Annotated in this window: 18 protein-coding genes and 1 riboswitch; of the genes, 7 read left to right on the top strand and 11 right to left on the bottom strand. The window is 64.5% G+C overall.

Annotated features, from left to right (window positions below; all coding sequences use genetic code 11):
• Positions 1 to 88: 88 nt before the first annotated feature.
• Both RP6297_RS15550 and RP6297_RS15545 read right to left on the bottom strand, forming a co-directional pair.
• Positions 89 to 1,729, bottom strand: a complete 1,641-nt coding sequence (locus tag RP6297_RS15550) for an esterase/lipase family protein (RefSeq protein ID WP_223293248.1) — start codon at positions 1,727 to 1,729, stop codon at positions 89 to 91.
• A gap of 42 nt (positions 1,730 to 1,771) precedes the next feature.
• The gene (locus RP6297_RS15545; RefSeq protein WP_009239429.1) at positions 1,772 to 4,372 is read right to left on the bottom strand and encodes a type VI secretion system Vgr family protein; all 2,601 of its coding nucleotides are present in this window, start codon (positions 4,370 to 4,372) and stop codon (positions 1,772 to 1,774) included.
• Positions 4,373 to 4,662: 290 nt separating this feature from the next.
• Here RP6297_RS15545 and RP6297_RS15540 point away from each other — a divergent pair, with 290 nt between their 5' ends.
• The 4 genes from RP6297_RS15540 (at position 4,663) to RP6297_RS15525 (ending at position 8,625) form a co-directional block, all read left to right on the top strand.
• The gene (locus RP6297_RS15540; protein ID WP_009277220.1) at positions 4,663 to 4,818 is read left to right on the top strand and encodes a hypothetical protein; all 156 of its coding nucleotides are present in this window, start codon (positions 4,663 to 4,665) and stop codon (positions 4,816 to 4,818) included.
• Positions 4,819 to 4,984: 166 nt separating this feature from the next.
• A complete protein-coding gene (locus RP6297_RS15535; protein ID WP_009239430.1) occupies positions 4,985 to 6,442 on the top strand; it encodes an alkaline phosphatase in 1,458 nt (485 codons plus the stop codon).
• A gap of 17 nt (positions 6,443 to 6,459) precedes the next feature.
• Positions 6,460 to 7,854, top strand: a complete 1,395-nt coding sequence (locus RP6297_RS15530) for an alkaline phosphatase (RefSeq protein ID WP_009239431.1) — start codon at positions 6,460 to 6,462, stop codon at positions 7,852 to 7,854.
• A 75-nt stretch (positions 7,855 to 7,929) separates the two neighbouring features.
• Positions 7,930 to 8,625, top strand: a complete 696-nt coding sequence (locus tag RP6297_RS15525) for a hypothetical protein (protein ID WP_009239432.1) — start codon at positions 7,930 to 7,932, stop codon at positions 8,623 to 8,625.
• Here the strand turns inward: RP6297_RS15525 and RP6297_RS15520 are convergent.
• A complete protein-coding gene (locus tag RP6297_RS15520; RefSeq protein ID WP_199517400.1) occupies positions 8,604 to 8,942 on the bottom strand; it encodes a hypothetical protein in 339 nt (112 codons plus the stop codon). The genes RP6297_RS15525 and RP6297_RS15520 overlap by 22 nt on opposite strands.
• Here RP6297_RS15520 and thiD point away from each other — a divergent pair.
• Both thiD and RP6297_RS15510 read left to right on the top strand, forming a co-directional pair.
• Complete coding sequence (gene thiD / locus RP6297_RS15515) at positions 8,932 to 9,843, top strand: bifunctional hydroxymethylpyrimidine kinase/phosphomethylpyrimidine kinase (protein WP_009239434.1); 912 nt, start codon at positions 8,932 to 8,934, stop codon at positions 9,841 to 9,843. The genes RP6297_RS15520 and thiD overlap by 11 nt on opposite strands.
• Positions 9,844 to 9,857: 14 nt before the next feature.
• A complete protein-coding gene (locus RP6297_RS15510) occupies positions 9,858 to 10,217 on the top strand; it encodes a DUF4369 domain-containing protein (RefSeq protein WP_009239435.1) in 360 nt (119 codons plus the stop codon).
• Between the two features lie 18 nt (positions 10,218 to 10,235).
• Here the strand turns inward: RP6297_RS15510 and RP6297_RS15505 are convergent, their stop codons facing one another.
• The 8 genes from RP6297_RS15505 to thiC all read right to left on the bottom strand — a co-directional run bounded on the left by RP6297_RS15505 (position 10,236) and on the right by thiC (position 20,328).
• A complete protein-coding gene (locus tag RP6297_RS15505) occupies positions 10,236 to 11,834 on the bottom strand; it encodes a hypothetical protein (protein ID WP_009239436.1) in 1,599 nt (532 codons plus the stop codon).
• Positions 11,835 to 11,843: 9 nt separating this feature from the next.
• Entirely contained in the window at positions 11,844 to 14,237 is a 2,394-nt protein-coding gene (locus RP6297_RS15500) for a T6SS effector phospholipase Tle3 domain-containing protein (protein WP_009239437.1), read from the bottom strand.
• A gap of 223 nt (positions 14,238 to 14,460) precedes the next feature.
• Entirely contained in the window at positions 14,461 to 14,940 is a 480-nt protein-coding gene (locus RP6297_RS15495) for a VOC family protein (protein WP_009239438.1), read from the bottom strand.
• Positions 14,941 to 15,062: 122 nt separating this feature from the next.
• On the bottom strand, positions 15,063 to 16,217 hold the full coding sequence (locus tag RP6297_RS15490) for a thiamine phosphate synthase (RefSeq protein ID WP_009239439.1): 1,155 nt from the start codon (positions 16,215 to 16,217) through the stop codon (positions 15,063 to 15,065).
• A complete protein-coding gene (locus RP6297_RS15485) occupies positions 16,214 to 17,041 on the bottom strand; it encodes a thiazole synthase (RefSeq protein WP_009239440.1) in 828 nt (275 codons plus the stop codon). The genes RP6297_RS15490 and RP6297_RS15485 overlap by 4 nt, the downstream gene beginning before the upstream one ends.
• Before the next feature lie 9 nt (positions 17,042 to 17,050).
• Positions 17,051 to 17,266 (bottom strand): sulfur carrier protein ThiS, encoded by a 216-nt coding sequence (thiS, locus tag RP6297_RS15480; protein ID WP_004628385.1) that lies wholly within the window; start codon positions 17,264 to 17,266, stop codon positions 17,051 to 17,053.
• A complete protein-coding gene (locus RP6297_RS15475) occupies positions 17,263 to 18,408 on the bottom strand; it encodes an FAD-dependent oxidoreductase (protein WP_009239441.1) in 1,146 nt (381 codons plus the stop codon). The genes thiS and RP6297_RS15475 overlap by 4 nt, the downstream gene beginning before the upstream one ends.
• Positions 18,409 to 18,420: 12 nt before the next feature.
• On the bottom strand, positions 18,421 to 20,328 hold the full coding sequence (gene thiC / locus RP6297_RS15470) for a phosphomethylpyrimidine synthase ThiC (protein ID WP_009239442.1): 1,908 nt from the start codon (positions 20,326 to 20,328) through the stop codon (positions 18,421 to 18,423).
• A 99-nt stretch (positions 20,329 to 20,427) separates the two neighbouring features.
• A riboswitch (TPP riboswitch) is annotated at positions 20,428 to 20,529 on the bottom strand.
• A 215-nt stretch (positions 20,530 to 20,744) separates the two neighbouring features.
• Here thiC and RP6297_RS15465 point away from each other — a divergent pair.
• Positions 20,745 to 21,977 carry an NAD(P)H-dependent flavin oxidoreductase gene (locus RP6297_RS15465; protein ID WP_223293246.1) on the top strand — a complete coding sequence of 411 codons (1,233 nt, stop codon included), beginning with the start codon at positions 20,745 to 20,747 and terminating at the stop codon, positions 21,975 to 21,977.
• Positions 21,978 to 22,047 lie beyond the last annotated feature (70 nt).

Genomic DNA, 22,047 nt, shown 5'->3' with positions numbered 1-22,047 from the left:
ATGGGTGGAAATGGGCTGGGGGTTGCACGCTGGCAATCGACAAGTAACAGGCTGGCTAGGAATGCGGTGCGAACAGAACGGGCCATCATCATGCGCCGGCCCTCTTCGGTTCGCGTGCTTGTGCAGTTAATTTGACAATGGCGTACAGTGTGGCCACACGGGCACTGTCGTCCTTATAGGCGGGTTCGTGCTTAAACCCCTTCAGGGCAAACCACTGTTTGACGTTCGCCGCGCCGGCCGGCATGCGGCCCGAACTGGCTGGGACTGTGCCGTCTCCGCTGCCATCCTGCTTTGCGGCATGCAGTTCGTAATGGCTTCGCTTACCTTGGCCGCCCACGTATTCCGGGGTACTCCCCTCAATACGCGCTGCCTGCGGCGACATCTGCATCACTGACTGCGGGTTGGGAGGCCGCGATCCATCGGTGGGCGACTGCCCGATCTTCATACGCCATTCGACATGCTCGAAGCTGGCCTGCTTGGGATCGGCGCCATGGAAGCCGTAGGTGTTTGCGTGGTAGCTGTTGATAATGCTGGCGTGAAACTCCTTGGCCTTACGTATATTCGTTACCGCGTCAGTCCACTGCAAATTCGTTCCGCCCTCCGGTGCCAACCACTCCTCCTTGATCAAGCCCCACCACTTGTCCTTGATCCCGTAGATTCCTTCATAGGGATCGGCAATGGGAGGCAGCATGTCGGTACCGGACGGGTCTTTTACGCGCAGCCAGTGGTTGTTGTATTGCCCGGATGGCAGCAACTCGAGCGCGCCGGGGGATTGGGCGAACACAGCGGTCACGTCCTGGCCATTATTGCCGATCACGAGACCTGCTTTGTAATCCTCGTCCCACATGCCCACCTTGCAACGGCGGTACGCGACCGGCGCACCTGTGGCAGGCATAACGCCGTGCACAATGCCTGCAATCCTGCCGGCCATGCCTTGCAGTTGTGCACAGGCGCGCGCCACCAGTCCGCCCATGGAATGGGTGATCACGAGAACCTGCTCGCATTGCCCGAACCCTTGGTTGTGGGCCCGGATCACGCTTTCGATTCGTTTCTTGAGCGTCTGGGCAGATTCCTTGTTGTCTTGCAGCCAGTTGTAGCCGCATGCATACACGGGGTAGTGCCACCGCAGGGCCTGATTGATGTCGGACACGTGGCAAGGCTCAAACGGTTTGACTGCACCGAGCGCATGTCCGTTATTGTCAAAGGCTGCCTTGAGCGTCTCCTCCAGCTTCCGGTTGTGGGACTTAGTGCTGCTGTTAAGTGCCTCTTCCAACCACACCAGAAAGCTGTGGTAACTCGCCTCACCCACCTCCCCCCAACCGCGTGCCATATATTCGGCCTGGCTGCGTATGCTGCCCGCAGGGCGCGAGGGAAGCGCACCCTCGTTGTCAACGACGGTCGTGCTGGGGTTCAGCGCGGCTTGCCGCTCGCCTGCCTTCTTGAAGATCATTTCTTTCGCCAGCCCTAAAGGCTTACCGCTCCCGGCTACATCATTTAACCGCCAGACAGCGGTCCCCTTGTCTCGCCCGCTCGGTTTGCTCTTTAGGTTGCTCCCCATAATGCCCGGCACAAAAATAATGGGCAGCACCGGTACCGGTTGAAGTCTCAGTTGAACCAGATCGGTCAGGTCAGTGGATGTCAGGTTCCAGCTATACCGCATCGACCCGTCGGGGCTGGGGTGGCCCGTTGCAACTCTGGGGCCAGTGTTTTTGTTTGGTTGATCTGCCATATCGTTCTGTCGTCTATTCTTGTAACGCCCTCGTCTTGGCGTTCAGAAAGCACATCCAAGAATGCGTAGTTCCAGCGCTTCCGCAATCTCACTGCACTGCTGTGAAAGATGGCCGTCATGGCCGGTCACACCGGAAATCACGGTGCCGTCCTGTCGGATCAGCTCGTAGCGGTATTGGGCCAGCGGCTTGCCTGTTGCCTCATCCAGAAGTTGGAAGCCCTCGTCGAATGGGCTGTTCGTCCAGTCGTTCATAGCAGCAGAAATGCTCTGCGGCCCCGGCGCATCAAAGTCAGCGGTATGCGCATGCACGCGTGTCGGCCCAAAGATGTCCACGCAGCCGTCGGCAATGCGGATGCCGGCGTTGCCGCTCATGATCGTGATACCCGTCTTGGCGTTGAGCAGCACCGTGCCGTCAGTGGCCGTGATGACCACGTCGGTCTTGGCATTGACCTCGATGCTCTTGGCTTGTGCCTGCAGTACAAGTTGGCCCCGGTGGGCGATCGCCTTCCAGTCACCACTGTGGGCAAACAGGCTGATCCCAGTGCCGCCGTTGACAACGTACTGCTGACCAGCGGTGTATTGCTGGTTGAGCTTCGATATGGTGTCGATATGCTTGCCGGCGTAGCTGGTCAGCGTCTCGGGTGTAGCGAAGGCCATGCCGGCCGGGGCGTAGGCGCCGATGATGCGTTGCCCGCCCTGTCCTCCCGCGTCCTTGTGATTGTTGGCGCCCGCGTCCCAGTCTTCAATGGCTTGGGTGAGCTGGGATTGCGGATCGGTGTCGGTCTTGAGCGCTTCGTGCTGGCTGCTGTAGTTGCCCAGAGATTCGGCCGCCTCTAGCGCTGCGCGCATGCAACGGATAAATTCGTCGCGCGTAAGGTGACCGCCAACGGCGGCGATTTGCCCCTCTGCGGTAAAGAACAGGCCCCTGCCTCCTCGCAGGCTGCCCTGGCCATCGGTGCGCAGATCGAAGCCCTCGCCCCGGGCATCCTTTCTGCCGGGGTTGCCGGGGACGCTAGTCAGATAGCCCAGGTTGAGTTGGGATGTCAGATGGTCAGACGACAACTGGGCCTGGATCTGGCCCTGCGTGTCGTCCATCAGCAGGTGGTTGCGCCGCTGCCCAAAGAGCTCTTTGCTGGCAACACCGGACAAGGCGTGCTGGGTGGGCAGACTCCAGGGCGGTGTGTTGAGCTGGTTGGGGACGCGCCCGACGATGATGGGCGTGTTCGGATCGCCGTTGAGGTAGTCAACGAGGACTTCCTGCCCAATGCGGGGAACGTGCATGGTGCCGAACTGGTCGCCCGACCAGCCGTTGGACACGCGCACCCAGGGTGACGAATTCTCGTCGTATTGGCCGTACCGGTCCCATTCGAACTGGACTTTGACGCAGCCGTGGTCGTTGGTCCAGATCTCTTGGTTCTCGGGGCCTGTGACGACGGCGCGCTGGATGCCTTGGACGCGGCGCTTGTGCGCCGTGAGTGCGGGACGCAAGACTTCATCCGTCGGCTGGGCTTCGAAGCTGACGCGGCAGGTGTATTGCTGAGTGCCGCCGCTGTGGATGCCCACGTCTTCGAGCAACAGCTCGGTGCTCACAATCAGGACTTCGCGGTTGAGCGCGTCGTGGTCGTGGTTGGCAATATGATAGGTGTTGCCGGCCGTGACACCACGCAGATTGCCGACGCCACGCATGCGCCGGCCTTTGGCGCGGTGCGTTTCCATATGGATGCGGGCGTGCAGGCTGCCAATGTCTCGGCTGGCGTAGAGGCCGGGTTCGTATTCGTAGCGCTCGAACTCGGAGAACAGCGTGTCGCGCGGCAGGCTGTCGTCGGTGGTCAGATCGGCTTTGGGCTGGCGCGGGTCGTAGTCCTTGAACGTGACTTTGCCAGTGCACAGGCGGTTGATAGGTTCGAAGCGCGTGAGGTGCTCCTGGTCGACCTTAAAGCCTTGCGGGTAGATCGGCAAGGTGTGATATGCCGCACTGGGAAACTTGCGCCAGGCGCCCGATTCAGAAACGAGGACTAGGCGATGATGTCCGCCGTCGTGTTCGAAGAAGTAGCTGATGCCCCATTGTTCGGTGAGGCGTTGGATGAAGTGAGCGTCGGTTTCGCCGTGCTGCACTTCCCAGATCAGTTTGGGGTAGACGCTGGTGTCCAGACGCTTGTCGACGCTGAAGTTGTAGTCGGCGAGGACTTCATCGAGGATGTCGATGACGGTTCTGTTCTGGAAGGCTTTGTAGTCAGAGGTCCTCGTCGCCAACCAGAGCCAAGGACGCAGGGTGTAGCGGTAGCGCCGGTTGTCGTCCACGCCGCCGATGAGTTCGATGGCGGTGATGAGCCCGGTGATTTCTCGCGTTCCTGCACCGACGCCGCCAAGCAGGCCAGCGCCCATGCCGTCCAGTTCAATCGACAAAGTCATCTCGTGGCCGATGGCGGCATCCAGGTCGGATTCGAGCATGGATTGGTCGGCGGCGAGGGAGACGGGGCGCAGATCGACCGTGTAAGTAAACAGCTCGCTCAGGGCTTCGCGGCCAACTACGCGGACGAATTCAAGCTGTGGCACCCCGAGCAGGTCAGGAATCGAGCTGCTCGTCGCGCTGACTGTACGGGAGCTGCCGATCATGTTGGACATGCGTTCTGCTGCGCCCATCTCTGTGCTCCTCGTGCGTGACACGCCAACTTCGTGAAGACATGCATGGTGTTGTGGTTCGCCGTTACGGTAACGCGCGTAGTCTTGGAATCAAATCAGAATGACGGGCAACTGCGTTAAGAGTTGTCACGCACAGACTGCGCTCGACTGCTGCCTTCCCGGCATCCGCATCGCACAACCCATCATCGCTATAACCCGCATGTCATCGCTTTTGCGATGGCCGGGTTTAGCAGCCCACCAACTTCCAGACGGACAGCCGCCTTTCGCGCGGCCTTTTTCATGTCCGGTGCTTGTGCACGCCTACCGGCATCCACCCGCCGGAATTTAGGCGCGGGTTTCTCGATGCCATCGGCGCGTTCGTGCTAACAACGCTGGAAGGCCGTCAGGTCAACCCTGAAACGTGGGAAGTGCTCACCGCCGTAGAACGGGCTGGCGAGAACCAGTAAGAATGAGAAAGACATATCCCCAGAGACGGACTGGGGATATACGACGCGGCTGTCAATCCACCAGCGGGTCGGAAACCTTGCGATCGGGTTAAGAAGCGCCCCCCCCGCATCACGGACCTGCAACACCCCACCACCAAAGTGCCGGGCATCGTTCAGGGAGCCAACGATGCACAACCACAAACTTACGAAGTACGCCGCCGCCGTAGCAGCCGCGCTCGCCATGGCAGCGTGCGGCAGCGACGGCACATCCAGCAACGCCGGCACCGCAGCGCCCGACGCCGGTACGCCCACCACGCCCGCCAAGAACGTCGTGTTCTTCCTGGGCGACGGCATGGGCATGACCACCATGACCGCCGCGCGCATCTACAAGGTGGGCGAAGACGGCGAGCTGACCATGGACACGCTGCCGGAAACCGGCTTCGTGCGGACGTTCTCGAACAACGCGCAGGTGACGGATTCCGCGCCGTCGATGTCGGCCTACATGACCGGCGTGAAGATGAACAACGAGGTCATCTCGATGTCGCCGGACACGATGGCCTATGACGCGGGCGGCAAGGATTACCTCTCGGGCGCCGACAGCATCTGCCCGAGCGGCAACGGCAAGCCCGTCACGACGCTGCTCGAACTGATGAAGGCTGCGGGCTACGGCACGGGCGTGGTCACCACCACGCGCATCACGCACGCCACGCCGGCCGCCACGTATTCGCACATCTGCCATCGCGACGGCGAGAACACCATCGCCGCGCAACTCACGCCGGCCGGCAAGGGCTTCAACGCTGCGCTGGGCGATGGTGTGGACGTGGTCTTCGGCGGCGGCCGCAAGCACTTCCAGCCGACCACGGCAGGCGGCGCACGCACCGATGGCCGCGACCTGATCGCCGAACTCAAGGCGGGCGGCTACCGCTATGTCAGCAACAAGGCCGAATTCGACACGCTGCAAGCCACCGACGGCAAGGTCGTCGGCCTGTTCACCAGCAGCCACATGTCGTACGACCTGGATCGTGACCCGAGCAAGGAGCCGAGCCTGGGCGAGATGACCAACAAGGCCATCGACGTGCTCGCCGCCAAGAAGAAGGGCTTCTTCCTGATGGTGGAAGGCGGCCGCATCGACCACGCGCTGCACGAAACCACCGCCCGCAAGGCGCTGCAGGACACGGTGGCGTTCGACTCCGCCATCCGCGGCGCGATCGACAAGCTCAACACGATCGACCCGGGCCTGAAGAACACGCTGATCGTCGTCACGGCTGACCACGACCACACGCTGGTGCTCAACGGCTACGCCAAGCGCACGGGCCCGACCAGTGACAGCAACCCCGGCGTGCTGGGCCTACTCAAGAACTACGTGACGGGCGCCAACGCCACCGACACGGGCGGCAACCCGTTCACCATCATCGGCTTCGGCACGGGTGAGAACCGCCCGGCCACGCGCGGCGCGCTGACCGATGCTGCCGTGTACGACAAGAACTACCACCAGGAAGCCGTGATCCCGGTTGCACCGGGTGGCGAAACGCATGGCGGCACCGATGTCTTCATCGGCGCACGCGGCCTGGGCGCCGAGCGCTTTACCGGCACGATGGACAACACCGAGGTCTTCGGCCTCATCAAGCAGGCCATGGGTCTGTAAGAGGGAGAGGGCACATCATGAACACGCAATCGAACCGTATCCTGCGCGCCACGCTGCTGGCGCTGGCGGCCGGTGCCTGCGCCCAAGCGCACGCCGCCGGTGAAGCCAAGAACGTGATCTTCTTCCTGGGCGATGGCATGGGCCCGACCACCGTCACCGCCACGCGCATCTACAAGGTGGGCGAGGCCGGGCGCCTGACGATGGAATCGCTCAAGCGCACGGCGCGCATCAAGACGTACTCCAACGATGCGCAGACCACCGACAGCGCGCCGTCGATGTCGGCGTACATGACCGGCGTGAAGATGAACAACGAAGTCATCTCCATGTCGGCCGACACCAAGGCCAGCGATGCCACCGGCAAGGGCTACGTGAGCGGTGCAGACAGCACGTGCCCCGCCAACAACGGCACGCCGGCCGTGACGCTGCTGGAGCTGGCCAAGGCTGCCGGCAAGTCGGTGGGCGCGGTGACGACCACGCGCGTCACGCACGCCACGCCGGCCGCCACGTACTCGCACATCTGCCACCGCGACGGTGAAAACCAGATAGCCGCGCAAGGCGCGCCGGGCAACGCGCTGTACAACACCGCGCTCAAGGATGGCCTGGACGTGCTGCTCGGCGGCGGCCGCCGTCACTACCTGCCGCAGGGCACGACGGGCAGCAAGCGCACCGACACGACCGATCTGACCGCGCAGTTCCAGGCAGCCAACTACACCTATGTGTCCACCGGCACGCAACTGGCGGCTGTCAACCCGGCCACCACGAACAAGCTGCTCGGCCTGTTCAACCTCGACCACATGAACTACGAGCTGGACCGCGTGAAGAAGAGCGTGGACGAGCCGAGCCTGGCGGACATGACCGAGAAGGCCATCCGCGTGCTGCAGAAAAACGGCAAGGGCTACTTCCTGATGGTGGAAGGCGGCCGCATCGACCACGCGCTGCACGGCACCAATGCCAAGCGCGCGCTGGAAGATGCGGGTGCGTTTGACGAAGCCATCAAGCGCGCGCTGGGCACGGCGGATCTGTCGAACACGCTGATCGTCGTCACGGCCGACCACGACCACACGATGACGATCAACGGCTACCCCCGCAAGGGCAATCCGATCCTGGGCGTGTCGAACGACATCAAGACCGGCCAGCCGCAATTGGCCGCCGACGGCCTGCCGTACACCACACTGGTGTTCGGCAACGGCGGCACGACGCGCAAAGCCACCCGCGACAACGTGGCCGCGGTCGACACGGCGGCAGACGATTACCTGCAGGAAGTGGGCGTGCAGCTCGGCACGCCTGGTTCGGAAACGCACGGCGGCGGGGATGTGATGCTGTTCTCCTCTGGTCCGGGCAGCGCACCGCTGAAGGGCACGCTGGACAACACGAAAGTGTTCGGCGTGGTCAAGACGGCCATGGGCCTCTGATTCCTGCGTTTCCATTGATGCGCATGCCGAGGCAGTCGGCATGCGCTTTTTTCGTTTCAGCCTGACCGCATTCGTATGACCCGATCTGTCCGCATTCTGTTTTCGTTTGCCCTCGCTGCGCTCGCTGCCCCGGCACAGGCCGCCGGGCCGGCTTCGTCCAACTCGCTGACCGCCCTGCGCGTCGAACACCGACTGTCGTCGCTCGGCACCGACGGCATCCAGCGCGACGTCCGCTTTGCAGAGCGCGTCTATCGCCAGGGCGACCGTGTCTGGATCGCGCGCGAACTGCCGCCCGCGTCGGCGCACGCCGAGCATGACCACGCCAACCCCCACGCCGGCCACAAGCACGCCGATACCGACACCGCCCCGCGCTGGATCGAACGCAACGCCAGGGGCGCGCTGACCGTGCGCGTGGTGAGCGCCTCGCAGCAGAAAAACTACGCCGTGGAACCGGCCGAATATTCCAACATCGGCTTCGACGGTTCATGGGCGACGGCGTATCACCTGCTCGACCCGGCCGCGCTCAAAGGCATGCGCGCCGAAGGCCCGGTACGCAATGGCGTGCAGACCTACCGCTCGACGCAGGGCGAGCGCACCGTCACCGTCGATTGGGACGTGGCCGGCCAATACCCGCGTCGCGTGGAATCGCGCAACGCCACCGGCACCCAACGAAAGCTCACGCGCGTGACGGCATTGCCGGCGCCCGCCGCCGCACCGTGGGAACGCGCCCAACGCTACGCCGCCGCCGATTACACCGACCTGATGGACTGAAGTGCCGCCGTCTGCAGCTCGAGCGGCCGGACGTTGCGTTCGAGCCTGAAGGCACGGCGTCCCATCCTGCGACCCTGGCGTGTCAGGCTGAAACTGTCGCGTTCGACGGTCTGAGCCTCGCGTTCGAGCCAAAAACTGTCGCGCTCGACGGTCAGAGCCTCGCGTTCGAGCCAAAAACCGTCGCGTTCCACGGTCTGAGCCTCGCGCTTGAGGCGGAAACCCTCGCCAATCAGGTTCAGGACCCCGCACATCGATCCGGCCGCGATAGCGCTATAGTGCGAAACACCCCCCAAACATTCGCACGACATGACGATCACCGACCCGACCCTCGCTGCGTTTGCCGCTCCCGCCTCGCACGTGCCGCGCGTGCTCACCATCGCCGGTTCGGACAGCGGCGGCGGCGCGGGCATCCAGGCTGACCTGAAGACGTTTGCCGCGCTCGGCTGCTACGGCATGTCGGCCATCACCGCTATCACCGCGCAGAACACGCTGGGCGTGACGGCGGTGGAATCGCTCACCCCAGACATCGTCGCCGCGCAGATCGACGCCGTGGCAAGCGACATTGGGGTGGACGCCGCCAAGACCGGCATGCTCGGTACGCCGCAGGTGGTGGAAGCCATCCTCTCTGCGCTAGACCGCCACCCAATCGCCAACCTCGTCGTCGATCCCGTCATGGTCAGCACCAGCGGCGCGCAACTCGGCAGCGATGCCACGGCACAGGCGATGGCGAAGTGGTTGTTCCCGCGCGCGCTGCTCGTCACGCCCAACCTGCCGGAAGCCAGCGCGCTACTTGGCCGACAAGTGCGCACGGCCGACGACATGCTGCCCGCCGCGCGCGACCTGCTGGCGCTTGGGCCCCGCGCCGTGCTGCTCAAGGGTGGGCACCTGGCCGGCGCGTCTACCGCCGGCGAAGACGGCGTGCTGCAAGACGTGCTCGTCACCGCCGACGGCGCCGAGCGCATCTACGCCCACACCTACATCGACACGCCGCACACGCACGGCACGGGCTGCACGCTGTCCGCCGCCATTGCAGCCCACCTGGCGCGTGGCGATGCGCTGGAAGCGGCCATCGAAGCCTCGCTCGATTACCTGCTGCACGCCATCGGTGCCGGCCGCCACCTGGCGCTCGGGCGGGGCGCCGGTCCGTTGAACCACGGGTTCGCGCCGCGGCCGCTCGCAGCACCGCGTTCGCTCGAAGTGGATGTCGACGAAGACTGATCAGGGGAGCCGCCATGAAACGCCTGCCGCTCATGCTGGTTCGCTGCCTTCCGGTGGCCGCGCTGTGCTCGCTGCTTGGTGCCTGCAATGGCTACATCAGCCTCGGCTCGCCTATCGGCAGCGCCTTCTCGATTGGCGGCACGTTGTCCGGGCTGCCTGGCGGCCAGTCGATCGTATTGCTCAACAACGGCCGCGATTCGCTCACGCTGGCCGCCAACGGCCCGTTCGTGTTTGGCGGGCTGGTGCCGTTCGACGGCAGCTATGTGGTGACGATCAGCACGCAGCCCGCGTCGGCCAACTGTGTGGTGACGAATGGCAACGGCAGGGTCAATGGCGATGTGAACAATGTGCAGGTGACGTGTCAGCCGCGTTGAACCTGTCTCGTGCCGGTTTCATTGGACGTTGGCCTTATTGCTGTCGGTCCGCTCCCCAAACCACGCCCAATACGCCCGGTTCTCGCCTCGTGCACGCGGCCAGTACGTCACCTGCGGCTTGGGTTGCCAGCCCGGCGGCGGCCCGATCAGCACTGCCCAGCTATCGGTCGCATCGGCCACGCTGGTGACGACGGCGCTCTTGCCGCTCTGGTTTGCGTACGCTGCCGCAAACGCGGCATTGACAGCAAAGCTTGCAGCCCGGGCCGGGCCTTCCATGTGTTCAGCCACGCTGTACACGTTGGCGATCTGGTCGAGGTCAGGCCACTGCTGGTGAATCGCGGCGCGCAGCGGCCCCATCAACGAGGTGACATTGCCGGCATGCTTTGGCACGTCGTAGTAGACGCGCTCGACCGGATGCTGTGCTGCGGCCTGCGCTTGCACAGCTTGCATGAGCCCCGTCCATGCCCCACCGGGGTTGGCCGCCTTGTTTCCAATGGCGCCTTGGTGCTGATGCGGGGTGTAGATCGAGGCCAGTGCTGTGTAGCCCCAGTCGGCACTCGGGTGGCCGAGGATCAGTAGGGCGGTGTTCTCATTGGTCTGCTCGCCCATCGGGTAGTTGGGGGCGTCTACGTTCCATACCCACGCCAACTTGTCAGGGTGTTGCGCCAGGAACTTGAGGGCGTCTTGGAGGTTGTAGAAACCCACGTTCGTGTCGCCTGCTGACACCGTGACGTTGGGCAACTTGCCTTCGGGGTTGAGCAGCATGCTCCTGGCTTGTGAGTCCCGCGCAATTTCATGAAACACAAGGCGACGCACGGCCAGCAGTGACAGGGTGCGTTCTCCAATGATCATGGACGGAAGGACGCGGGTACCACGCACAGTTTTCCCCTCCCGGTCTTTGTGCAGCGTGACCCAGTAGTCGCGCATGCGCTCTTCAGCGTGGGCAGCGTCATAGGCAAGGTAGCTTGGCGCCGGAACCCCCATCTCCCGTTGCTCGCGGAGCATGGCATCCAAGCCGGTGTCCTTCGGATTGGCGTTGAAGTACGTGGGCGTGTTCAACCACTCGCGCGGCAGTCCAAAGAACACGTTTGGGTCGAAGTAGTTAGGGCGGCTGGTACCCCGCTTGAGGGAATAGAAGTAGTTCGGGTTCTCGAGGTAGTCGTTAAAAGTGTTCAGCGGAGCAGTAATCAAATCGCTTAACGCCGTCGCGAATTTGTCACGCTTCACGTGCGGCAAATCCTCCAGCTGCTTGTAGCGGGCGACGCCATTGGTGACTTGCCCCACTGCATCGCCCAGCTTGAAGCGCTTCGCTTGCAGGTCGTCGTCATTGGGCTGTGCGAGCCCTTGTGCCCACAGCAGATTCCATTGGGTCGGGTAGTCCCGCCACATCAGCGGATTAAGCCATTGCACCCCAAGCAGGACAGCGGCAGGCGCCCGACCCGGATCACCTTGTTCTGCTTGCGTTTGCATGCGCGGCCAGGCGATGGGCTGGCGATAGTAGGTTTTATTGGTGGGCATCTGGACTCCGGATTGACAGGCAGTAAGCAACAGGCAGGCGGCGGCCAGCGCGTGGGTGGCGGCACGCCTGTAAGCGATGAGATGAAATGAATCGCGCATGTGGGTTCCTCAGGCGTAGCGTGGTCCGTCTGGCGGCATGTGGTGGGCATCAAAGCGCCCCGGGTTGCGCGCGTCAGGAATGCCGATGGCCTTAACTGCCCCTTGATTGGCATCCAGCAGCTCGTGTTTGGCCAGTGCGCTCCCCCGATAGAGCGCCTCTTTGGTGTTGTAGTAAGTGAACTCATCGTCCGACTCGGAATCGCGGCCCGGCGGGTATTCGTCATCCTCCACAGGGCTACACCACCGCCAATCCGCCATCCGCCGCAACTGGTTCATCAGCAGCTCATCGAAGTGGCACAGGCCCACGTCCACGTCATAGGCGAGCACATGTTCCGCATGCATGGCGTTGGTGAGGATGGTGGAGTGGTTGGTGGCCTGCGCGTCTTCGCCGTCCTTCATCAAGGCCGTGCGCTCTTGCTGTTCGAAAGCGCCGAACTTCGTGCCACGCAAGGTGTGGTGTTGTGCGGCGTTCATCTTCTCGACATCGCCTTCCGCAAAGGGCACGCCCTTCCTGGCGGTGCCGTCATCGTTGTAGATTTCGCGCCGCGCGCGCTGGCGCACCCCGGCGTTCTGGTCGTAGCGCATGGCGGCTTCGCTGGTGGCGTTGCCGCGGCCGCTCTTGCGCTGCTCGGCGTAGGGGTCGAACTGCCCTTCAGGGATGCTCCGCTTGCGGTTCAGTGCATCGCTGGCCGATTCCTTGTGCTGGTTGAAGGGGCCCATGGTGCGCACGCCATCCGGATGCGAGATCTCGCCGGGTCGAGGCTCGCCGTGCGGCAGGTAGACGGCCTGGGGTACGATGCCACCGCTTGGCACCTTGGGGGCGTTGACGAGCACCGTCCAGTCATCCGCTGGGTCGGCATTGACGTTGGTGGCGCCCTTGACGGCTTGGCCACCCCACATGAGGGCTTGGATCGGAACGCCGGCAGCGCTGGCGACAAGCTTGCCCCAAATGCTCTTGCGCGAATCGCCCCAGATTCTGGCGAAGGAAACACCCGCGGTGTCAGGGGACGGCGTCCAGAAGGTGGGGTTGGTGTTCCTCGGTTTGAAGGTGCCGGCGGTGTCATCCCAGCCGCTGCCCACATCGGCCGGCGTGGCGCCGATGGTGTCGTGCCAATAACGGTAGCGGTAGCCCGGTTCTGCACCCACCTTGTACGGCGTGCCCGGCTTGGTTTGCGCCCAGACGCGTTGGAACAGAATGCCCTGTGCCCCGGTGGCTTGCACATCCTTGTCGTTCAAGCCAAGCCAGCCCATGCCTTGGACGGGTGAGACGGAGATGACGCGGTCGTGCGGGCAGCAATAGAGGAAGACGCGCCCGCGGGTCTGGTGGTCTGCGCTGTCCTGGGCGGCAGTGCGCGGGGTGTCGCCATTCTGGGGGCACGCGTTGAATCCGAGCTGGTCCACGGCGTGGTGGCTGTAGTGCTGGGCCCGGGCCTGGAAGTGGCGCACGATGTTGAAGAAGCCCTTGAGGCCGGCAACGCGCGCGTCGTAGGTAACGCGGCCTGCGCCGTCGAATTGGCTGAAGTTATCCAGGCGGCTACCACGCAGGCTGTATGGCGGGTTGGCGAGGACGTAGGTGTCGGCTACGCCCAATGATTGGAACTCGCGGTGGTTGGCGCCGAAGTAGGCAGAAGCCAAGCCCACCATGTTGCCCTGGCTGTGGCAGACGACGGTGATGGGACAATCGCGTTCGAAAATGTCGCGGTGTAACTCCCGGATACGAGCGACCAGCTTGGCTAACCGCCACGCGGCAAAGGCCTGGTAGTGGCGCGTGGGCGCGCTGTAGATCTGACGGTCGCTGGTTTGCAGGTGCTGGAGCTCAAACAGACCGCCCAACACTTCGCTGTCGGTGCCCTTGCCGAACAGATCCGGCAGAGCGGAGGCGCCATTGACGAACGGACCGCCGCCCCAGGCGTTTTTCTCGTCGAGCAGGATATTGCCACCCACGCTGGCAAGCTCATTGCGGATGGTGCCGTCTTCCTGGACGACGTCCTCGCTGCTGGCTTTGTAGCCCCAGCGAAAACGGATGACGGGGCTGGTGCCGCTGCCCGGTTCAATGAAGGTGTTGGCTTTGAGGTCGCGGCGTATATAGCCGTCTTCCGTCAATTCGGCTGTATAGCGCATGGGGCGAAGCTTGCCACTCTCCTTGGGATAGGCGACCTGTTCGTCGTTGCGTTGCAGGCGGGCATTGAGCCCCTTGCAAAGGCCTTCCTCTGCGGCATCAAACCATTCGCCGGTGGAGTTGACGCCATGGACGAAGATGATGACGCCGGGCAGTGGCGCGGGGTGGACGACGGTGCGGCATGGGCTGCCGGGTAGGGTGATATCCGTCACCTTGATGCCGTAGAACGAGCGGCGGCGGGCGGTGACGGTAGTTTCGGGCAGAGCCTGTTCAGGGATAGTCATCGTGCAGGACCTCAGGGTGGAAGATGCAAATGCACACAGCTCCACCAGTGTCCGAGCGTCGCGCACGAAATCGACCTCACTCAACACTCTTTGACTTTTTCGTCCCGAGGCATGCACGCGATGAACAACGACGGGATATGTTTGGCGCGGCAGCTAGTCTGGAATGCAGGAACAAAAAAAAGCGCGGCTCTCATCCGCGCTTTTTTCTTGAAGGCTGCCGATATCAGGCCGACGCTGCTGCCTGTTCCTTCGTCCACTTCTCCATGCGCCTGGCCATCTCGTCGGGCGCCACGTCTTCCACATGCGTAGACACCGTCCACACGTGACCGAACGGGTCTTTAAGCGTGCCGGAGCGGTCGCCGTAGAACTGGTCCACCACAGGACGGACTTCCGTGCCGCCCGCCTTCAGGGCATTGGCGAACACGGCGTCGACGTTGGGCACGTAGATCATCAGTCCCACTGACGTGCTCTGCAGCGTGTCGGGGCTGGCGCAGACCGTGTCCGGCGCTTCGTCCGACATCATGATGGGGGAATCGCCGATGCGTATTTCAGCGTGCGCGATGGTGCCGTTGGGCCCATCCATGCGAACGAGCTCGGTGGCGCCGAAGGCCTGCTTGTAGAAATCGAGGGCGCGCGCGGCGCCTTTGATGCTCAGGTACGGGGTGACGCTGTGGTAACCCTCAGGGATGGGCTGGACCGCCATGTCTTGTCTCCTGCAGCGTGTGTTGGAAAGCCGCTGCGGCGACCGCAGCGGCGCACGAACAGGATAGGTCAGCAAAAGCGCGGGTGCGCGGCGCAAGCGCACCGACGTGCGGCGGACGATGCTTACGCGCGCACGTGCGCCGCGAACGTCGCTTGCAGGGCATCCACCGCAGCCGGCACATCGGCCGCCTGGGTGATGGCGCGCACCACCGCCACGGAGCCCACGCCCGATTCCAGCACGCGCGGCATCGCTGCCAGATCGATGCCGCCGATGGCCACCAGCGCCGGTGCGGGCTCGCGCGTGCGCATGGCCGCCGCGTAGGCGAACAGTCGGCCGAGGCCCTGCGGCACGGTCGGCATGGTCTTGGTGGGCGTGGCAAACACAGCGCCGAGCGCAAGGTAGCTCGGGTTCAGCGGGGCGACGCGCAGCATTTCGGCAAAGCCGTGCGTGCTGATGCCAAGGCGAAGTCCGGCCGAGCGAATCGCCACCAGGTCAGCTTCGTCGATGTCTTCCTGGCCGAGGTGAATGCCGTAGATGCCGCTGTTGGGCGCCTGCGTGTACACGTCAAGCGCGACTTGCCAGTGGTCGTTGATGAACAGGCGCGTGGCGCTGCCGCGCGCTGCGGCTTCTGCCCGGCGCACCTGGTCGACCACGGCTTGCGCGTCGTCCGACTTGAAGCGCAATTGCACCGTCGGCACCTTGAGCGCGACGAGGCGCGCCACCCAGTCCGCATCCGGCACGACAGCGTAGACGCCCAGTTGCGTCGGGCCCAGCGCAAAGGCAAGGTCCGCTGCGGTCGGGCACGGCAACGCCGGTTCGAGCACGCGGGGCAAGGCATCAAATTGCGTGGGCCAGGCCAGCGCATCGGCATTCGCTTCGGCGATCCACGCGCGCGCCACGCATAGCGCATCGCGCGGTTCGAATGCCAGCGCCAGTGCCGCACCGAAGACGGCGACGAAGCGCGCATCGAATGCATCGCCCTGCGCCGCAGACGTGAAGCGGTACGTGCCGAGGCGATCGTGCACAGTGTCGATGAGCAGGTCGCCTTCCACTGCCGTCAGCACAACCGCGGCGCCAGCGGAGCGCGCGCGTTCGGCTTGCCCCGCATCCGTTGTCAGCAGGACCGTGGCGGCGCTCGTGGCTTCGTCAGCACGGTCGGTCACGCTCCAGGCATGCGACGCGCGGCCAAAGGCCTCCGCATGGCGATCGACGATCTGTGCGGCAAGCGCGGCCGCTTCCGGCCACGCAGCGGAAAAACGCAAGGCAGACAGGCTCATGCGCTTCTCTCTTCGGCATGCCAGAACGGCAACCCAACAACCGGCGTGCTGGCCTGCGCGACATCACGCTCAGGCATCGGGCCGGACAGCCGTGCAAGGCGACCGGCCTGCGTGGCCAACGCAAACGCCTGCGCCATCGCGACCGGGTCGCCGGCTTGGGCGACAGCGGTGTTGAGCAGCACGGCGTCGTAGCCCCATTCCATCACCTGTGTCGCGTGCGACGGCACACCCAGGCCCGCATCGACGATGAGCGGTACGTTGGGCAGGCGCTCGCGCAGCAGGCGCAGGCCGTACGGGTTGGTGGGCCCGCGGCCGGTGCCGATGGGTGCGGCCCACGGCATCAGCGCCTGGCAGCCGACGTCGAGCAGGCGGCGGCACAGCACGAGGTCTTCGGTGCAGTACGGCAGGACCTTGAAGCCGTCGCGGATGAGGCGTTCGGCCGCAGCCGGCAGCGCGAGCGTGTCGGGCTGCAGCGTGTAGTCGTCGCCGATGACTTCGAGCTTGATCCAGTCGGTCTCGAACACTTCGCGCGACATTTGCGCGAGGGTATAAGCCTCGTCGGCGGAATAGCAGCCAGCGGTGTTCGGCAGCACCGGCACGCCGAGTTCGCGCAGCATCTTCCAGAAGCCGGCGCCGCCCTCGGGCGAGCCCGCGCTCTGGCGGCGCAGCGCCACCGTCAGCATGGCCGGGTTGGAAACACGCACGGCGTCTTCCAGCGATTGCGGCGACGGGTAACGTGCCGTGCCGAGCAGCAGGCGCGAGGAGAAGGTTTCGTCGTAGAGGCGCAGTGGGTCAGTCACGGCGGACAGGTTCGTAGTGGTCATCGAAGACTCCTAGCCGCCCACGACGGGCTGCACGAGTGCAATGCGGTCGCCTGTCTTGAGCGCGTGCTGCGCATGGCGCGCCTTGGGCACGAAATCGCCATTCACGGATGCGGCAAATGGCGGCGCGATCTGCAGTTGCGGCGTGGCCGCACCAATGGCGTCGGCCAGCGTGCTGCCCAAAGGCAGGGCCAGCGACAGGTCGTTGAGGGTGACGTTCAGCGTCATGACAAAACAGGTTCAGGCGATGCAGCGGCGGCGAATAGCTCGGGCCATTCGCAGTCGTCCGTATCGAAGGCACAGCCGTCCAGCACGTCGCACGCCGCTGCCACCGCCGCTTGGGTGACGGCGGGCGCGATCATGTAGCCGTGCCGGTACAGGCCATTGACCGACAACGTGCCAGCGCCATCCCAGCGGACTGCCGGACGGTGGTCCGGCAGCGTCGGGCGGCACTGCGTGTTCAGCTCCAGCACGCGCGCCTCGCCAAACGCGGGGTGCACGGCGTAGGCCGCAGACAGCAATTCCAGCGTGGAGCGCACGCTTGCTGGCGACATGTCGTCGGATTCCAGCTCGGTCGCGCCGATCACGTAGACATTGCCCGGCTTGGGCGCGATGTAGAGCGGGTAGCGCGGATGCAGCATGCGCACCGGCCGCGTGAGCGACACGTCCGGCGCATGGATGCGCGCCACTTCGCCGCGCAGGCCACGCAGTCGCGGCCACTGCGGCTTGGCACCGAGGCCCCGGCAATCGAGCACCAGGCGCGCACCCAGCCCGGCGGCAGCCAGTGCGTCGGGGCTCGGATCGACAACCTCGGTATTCCAGCGCAGTTGCACGCCGAGCGCTTCCAGCTCGGTCGCCAGCGCATCCAACACGCCGCGCGGGTCAAGCTGACCTTCGCCAGCGAGATATAACCCCTGCGTGAAGCGTTGTGCGAGCAGCGGCTCGAGTTGGGCAATGCCGGACGCGTCCACGGCACGCAGATCGGCGGCCACGCGCTCGGGCGGCGCGGCATTGCGCACGTGGTTGGCAAACAGTGACGCCTCACCACGGTCCGTCGCATGCCACACCACCAGCGTGCCGGCCTCCTGGAAGAAGACCGGCGTACGCAGCTTGGGCAACCAATCGCGCCACAGCGCCAGGCTTGCCAACCCCAAGTCCACGACAAAACGATCGGCCACGGCGGCTTCGGCAAGCGGCGCCAGCATGGCCGCGGCAACGTACGCCGCGGCACCGCTGCCGTCACGCGGACCGCGATCCACCAAGGCAATGCGCGCGGGGGGCACCCCCGTCTGCGCGAGTTGCCAGGCACACAGGCGGCCGGCGAGGCCGCCACCGAGGATCGTTACGTCGAATGAAGTTGGGGTTGGCATTGCACCGGTGGGTTAGCTGTAGATCTTGCTGCCGCTCTTGCGGAACTCGATCGACTTCTCTTCCATGCCCGCAGTTGGGTTAACTGCGGCGGCGGTGGCGTTGGCGTCGAGCGTGGCCGCGTAGTCGCGCACTTCCTGCGTGATCTTCATCGAGCAGAACTTCGGACCGCACATCGAACAGAAGTGCGCGATCTTGGCGCCCTCGGCCGGCAGCGTTTCATCGTGGAAGGCGCGCGCCTTCTCCGGATCGAGGCCGAGGTTGAACTGGTCTTCCCAGCGGAATTCGAAGCGCGCCTTCGACAGCGCGTTGTCACGCAGCTGTGCACCCGGCCAGCCCTTGGCAAGGTCGGCCGCATGCGCGGCGATCTTGTAGGTGATGATGCCTTCGCGCACGTCTTCCTTGTCGGGCAGGCCCAGGTGTTCCTTGGGCGTGACGTAGCACAGCATGGCGGTGCCGTACCAGCCGATGTTGGCCGCGCCGATGCCGCTGGTGATGTGGTCATAGCCCGGGGCGATGTCGGTCACCAGGGGCCCAAGCGTGTAGAACGGCGCTTCGAAGCAGTGCTTCAGCTCTTCGTCCATGTTGGCCTGCACGCGCTGCAGCGGCACGTGGCCCGGGCCTTCGATCATGACCTGCACGTCGTGCTCCCACGCCTTCTTGGTCAGTTCGCCCAGCGTGTGCAGCTCGCCGAATTGCGCGGCGTCGTTCGAGTCGGCAATGCAACCGGGGCGCAAGCCATCACCCAGGCTGAACGACACGTCGTACGCCTTCATGATTTCGCAGATCTCGTCGAAGTGCGTGTACAGGAAGTTTTCCTTGTGATGGGCCAGGCACCACTTGGCCATGATCGAACCACCGCGCGAGACGATGCCCGTGATGCGGTCGGCCGTGAGCGGCACGTAGCGCAGCAGCACGCCGGCGTGGATGGTGAAGTAGTCCACGCCTTGCTCGGCTTGCTCGATCAGCGTGTCGCGGAACATCTCCCACGTCAGGTCTTCAGCCACGCCGCCGGTCTTGTCCAGCGCCTGGTAGATGGGCACCGTGCCGATGGGCACCGGCGAGTTGCGCAGGATCCATTCGCGCGTCTCATGGATGTGCTTGCCGGTGGACAAATCCATGATCGTGTCGGCGCCCCAGCGGATCGCCCACACCATCTTTTCCACTTCCTCGGCCAGCGACGACGTGACCGCCGAGTTGCCGAGGTTGCCGTTGATCTTCACGCGGAAGTTGCGGCCGATGGCCATCGGCTCCAGCTCGGTATGGTTGATGTTGGCGGGGATGATCGCGCGGCCCGCGGCGACTTCGGCACGGACGAATTCCGGCGTGATGTCTTCCGGGCGCTGCGGCAGGTTCGCGCCGTACGAGAAGCCCGGATGCTGCTTGAGCAGTTGGCGGTACTCGGGCTTGTCTTGCAGCGCCTGCAGGTTCAGCGATTCGCGCAGCGCGACGTATTCCATCTCGGGCGTGATGATGCCGCGGCGCGCGTAGTGCATCTGGCTCACGTTGGCGCCGGCCTTGGCGCGGCGCGGCTTGGAGATGTGCGAGAAGCGCAGGTGCGCCGTGGCCGGGTCGTTGGCGCGCGTCTGGCCGTATTCGGACGACAGGCCCGAGAGGATTTCCGTATCGCCACGCTCGTCGATCCACTTGGCGCGCAGCGGGGCGAGGCCAGCCTTCAGGTCAATGTGTACGTCCGGATCGGAGTACGGGCCCGAGGTGTCGTACACCGGCACCGGCGGGTTCAGCATCTCGCCCTTGTCGGTGCGCGTGGCGGTCTGCTTGATGGTGCGCATCGGCACGCGGATGTCCGGGCGGCTGCCGACGATGTACGTCTTGCTGGAGGCCGGATAGGCGAACTTCTGGTCGAGCTCGGACTGCAGCGAGTCGAACGATGCGGCGGGGGCGTTTTTGGCTTGGGGCATGGTCTCGTCCTTGATTCTGTGGCCTGGTGGAGCAGGCAGTGGACGAAACCGGGAGAGGTGGCGTGACCCGAAGAACTGAGGGTGTGGCTGCCAGAGACTACGCGGTGTTCTGAAACTTCCCACGCCGGTACGAACCGGATCGGGTGCGAAGGGACTCTCTCAGCCGCACGGCCCATCCGTACGGCACCCCTGTTTCATCCAACGAGGCTGAATTTAAGCACAGGGCTGCCGGCGTTGCCAGCACGAAAACCAGTGAGATGACGGTCGACGGGTCATTTCAGTCCAAACCGCCACGCAATGTGCGGCGGCGCGCACCGGCGCGGCCCGCCTTGATCTTGCGCAACCCCGCCGCGTTTCACCTGTGCGACGCTCAATCCCTTTTCTATTGCATTGCGGCACGGCCGCTGGGAGTTGTCATGCTGGAGCGTCGGTTCACACTGGCGGGGCGCAGCCTCGTACCCATCGTGCAGGGCGGGATGGGCGTGGGTATTTCGGCGCACCGGCTGGCCGGCGCCGTGGCACGCGAAGGCGGCGTGGGCACCATCGCCAGCATCGACTTGCGGCATCACCACGCAGACCTTGTTGCCGCGACTGAAAAATCGCGCGACAAGGACGCCATCAACGCCGCCAACCTCGTCGCGCTGGACCGCGAGATCCGCGCCGCGCGTGAAGCCAGCCAAGGCAACGGCATGATCGCCGTGAACGTGATGAAGGCGGTGGAATCGCACCCGGCGCTGGTGCGGCAGGCGTGCGAGAGCGGCGCCGATGCAATCGTCATGGGCGCAGGCCTGCCGCTCGATCTGCCGGAGATGACGGCGGAGCATCCGAAGGTGGCGCTTATCCCGATCCTTTCCGACTCGCGCGGCGTGGGCGTGGTGCTCAAGCGGTGGATGAAGAAATCGCGCTTGCCCGATGCGGTGGTGATCGAGCACCCGTCGCACGCCGGCGGCCACCTGGGCGCGGCCCGCATCGAAGATCTGCGCGACGAGCGCTTTTCGTTCGCGCGCGTGCTGGACGAATGCCGTGAACTGTTCATCAAGCTGGGGCTGGCTGCGGAACAGATTCCGATCATCCTGGCGGGCGGCATCGATTCGCATGCCAAGGTGAAGCACTGGCTCGACAAGGGCGCCGCTGCGGTGCAGCTCGGTACGGCGTTTGCGGTGACGGAAGAGGGCGATGCGCACGTGCGCTTCAAGCGGGTGCTGACGGGTGCGGAGCAAGGGGATATCGGCGAGTTTGTCAGCGTGGCTGGGTTGCCGGCGCGGGCCGTGATGACGCCTTGGCTGTCGCGTTATCTCTCACGCGAAAGCGCGCTGCAGGCCAAGGCCAAGGTGCGGGATTGTCTGCAGGGGTTCGATTGTTTGCAGACCTGCGGGCTGCGGGATGGGATTGGCAAGGTCGGGCAGTTCTGCATCGACCTGAAGCTGGCGCAGGCACTTCGGGGGGATGTGGAGCGCGGGCTGTTTTTCCGTGGCGCTGGGAAGTTGCCGTTTGGGCAGGCGATTCGGCCGGTGCGGGAGCTGATGCATTACTTGTTGACGGGGGAGAAGCCGGTCAGGTCCGGGACCTGGTTGAAGACGCGGTGGGTGGCCTCTGTGGGCATTTGGGGTCTCCTGGCGTGGCGCTTTTGGGTGTGTGGGCCATGGTAGACCACCGGCGGTGCGCGCCGCCCATGCACCCGCGCGCGGGTGCATGGGCGGCGCGCACCGCCGGTGGTCT

Origin of the sequence: Ralstonia pickettii, assembly GCF_016466415.2 — a bacterium.
Taxonomy (GTDB): domain Bacteria; phylum Pseudomonadota; class Gammaproteobacteria; order Burkholderiales; family Burkholderiaceae; genus Ralstonia; species Ralstonia pickettii.
The sequence above is the reverse complement of the archived record's forward strand: the minus strand, read 5'-3'. Positions and strand labels throughout refer to the sequence as shown.

Bases quoted from the DNA above. Each gene is read 5' to 3' on its own strand.
- RP6297_RS15550 (WP_223293248.1), bottom strand. From the start codon at position 1,729: ATGGCAGATCAACCAAACAAAAACACTGGCCCCAGAGTTGCAACGGGC.
- RP6297_RS15545 (WP_009239429.1), bottom strand. From the start codon at position 4,372: ATGGGCGCAGCAGAACGCATGTCCAACATGATCGGCAGCTCCCGTACA.
- RP6297_RS15535 (WP_009239430.1), top strand. From the start codon at position 4,985: ATGCACAACCACAAACTTACGAAGTACGCCGCCGCCGTAGCAGCCGCG.
- RP6297_RS15530 (WP_009239431.1), top strand. From the start codon at position 6,460: ATGAACACGCAATCGAACCGTATCCTGCGCGCCACGCTGCTGGCGCTG.
- RP6297_RS15525 (WP_009239432.1), top strand. From the start codon at position 7,930: ATGACCCGATCTGTCCGCATTCTGTTTTCGTTTGCCCTCGCTGCGCTC.
- thiD (WP_009239434.1), top strand. From the start codon at position 8,932: ATGACGATCACCGACCCGACCCTCGCTGCGTTTGCCGCTCCCGCCTCG.
- RP6297_RS15510 (WP_009239435.1), top strand. From the start codon at position 9,858: ATGAAACGCCTGCCGCTCATGCTGGTTCGCTGCCTTCCGGTGGCCGCG.
- RP6297_RS15505 (WP_009239436.1), bottom strand. From the start codon at position 11,834: ATGCGCGATTCATTTCATCTCATCGCTTACAGGCGTGCCGCCACCCAC.
- RP6297_RS15500 (WP_009239437.1), bottom strand. From the start codon at position 14,237: ATGACTATCCCTGAACAGGCTCTGCCCGAAACTACCGTCACCGCCCGC.
- RP6297_RS15495 (WP_009239438.1), bottom strand. From the start codon at position 14,940: ATGGCGGTCCAGCCCATCCCTGAGGGTTACCACAGCGTCACCCCGTAC.
- RP6297_RS15490 (WP_009239439.1), bottom strand. From the start codon at position 16,217: ATGAGCCTGTCTGCCTTGCGTTTTTCCGCTGCGTGGCCGGAAGCGGCC.
- RP6297_RS15485 (WP_009239440.1), bottom strand. From the start codon at position 17,041: ATGACCACTACGAACCTGTCCGCCGTGACTGACCCACTGCGCCTCTAC.
- thiS (WP_004628385.1), bottom strand. From the start codon at position 17,266: ATGACGCTGAACGTCACCCTCAACGACCTGTCGCTGGCCCTGCCTTTG.
- RP6297_RS15475 (WP_009239441.1), bottom strand. From the start codon at position 18,408: ATGCCAACCCCAACTTCATTCGACGTAACGATCCTCGGTGGCGGCCTC.
- thiC (WP_009239442.1), bottom strand. From the start codon at position 20,328: ATGCCCCAAGCCAAAAACGCCCCCGCCGCATCGTTCGACTCGCTGCAG.
- RP6297_RS15465 (WP_223293246.1), top strand. From the start codon at position 20,745: ATGCTGGAGCGTCGGTTCACACTGGCGGGGCGCAGCCTCGTACCCATC.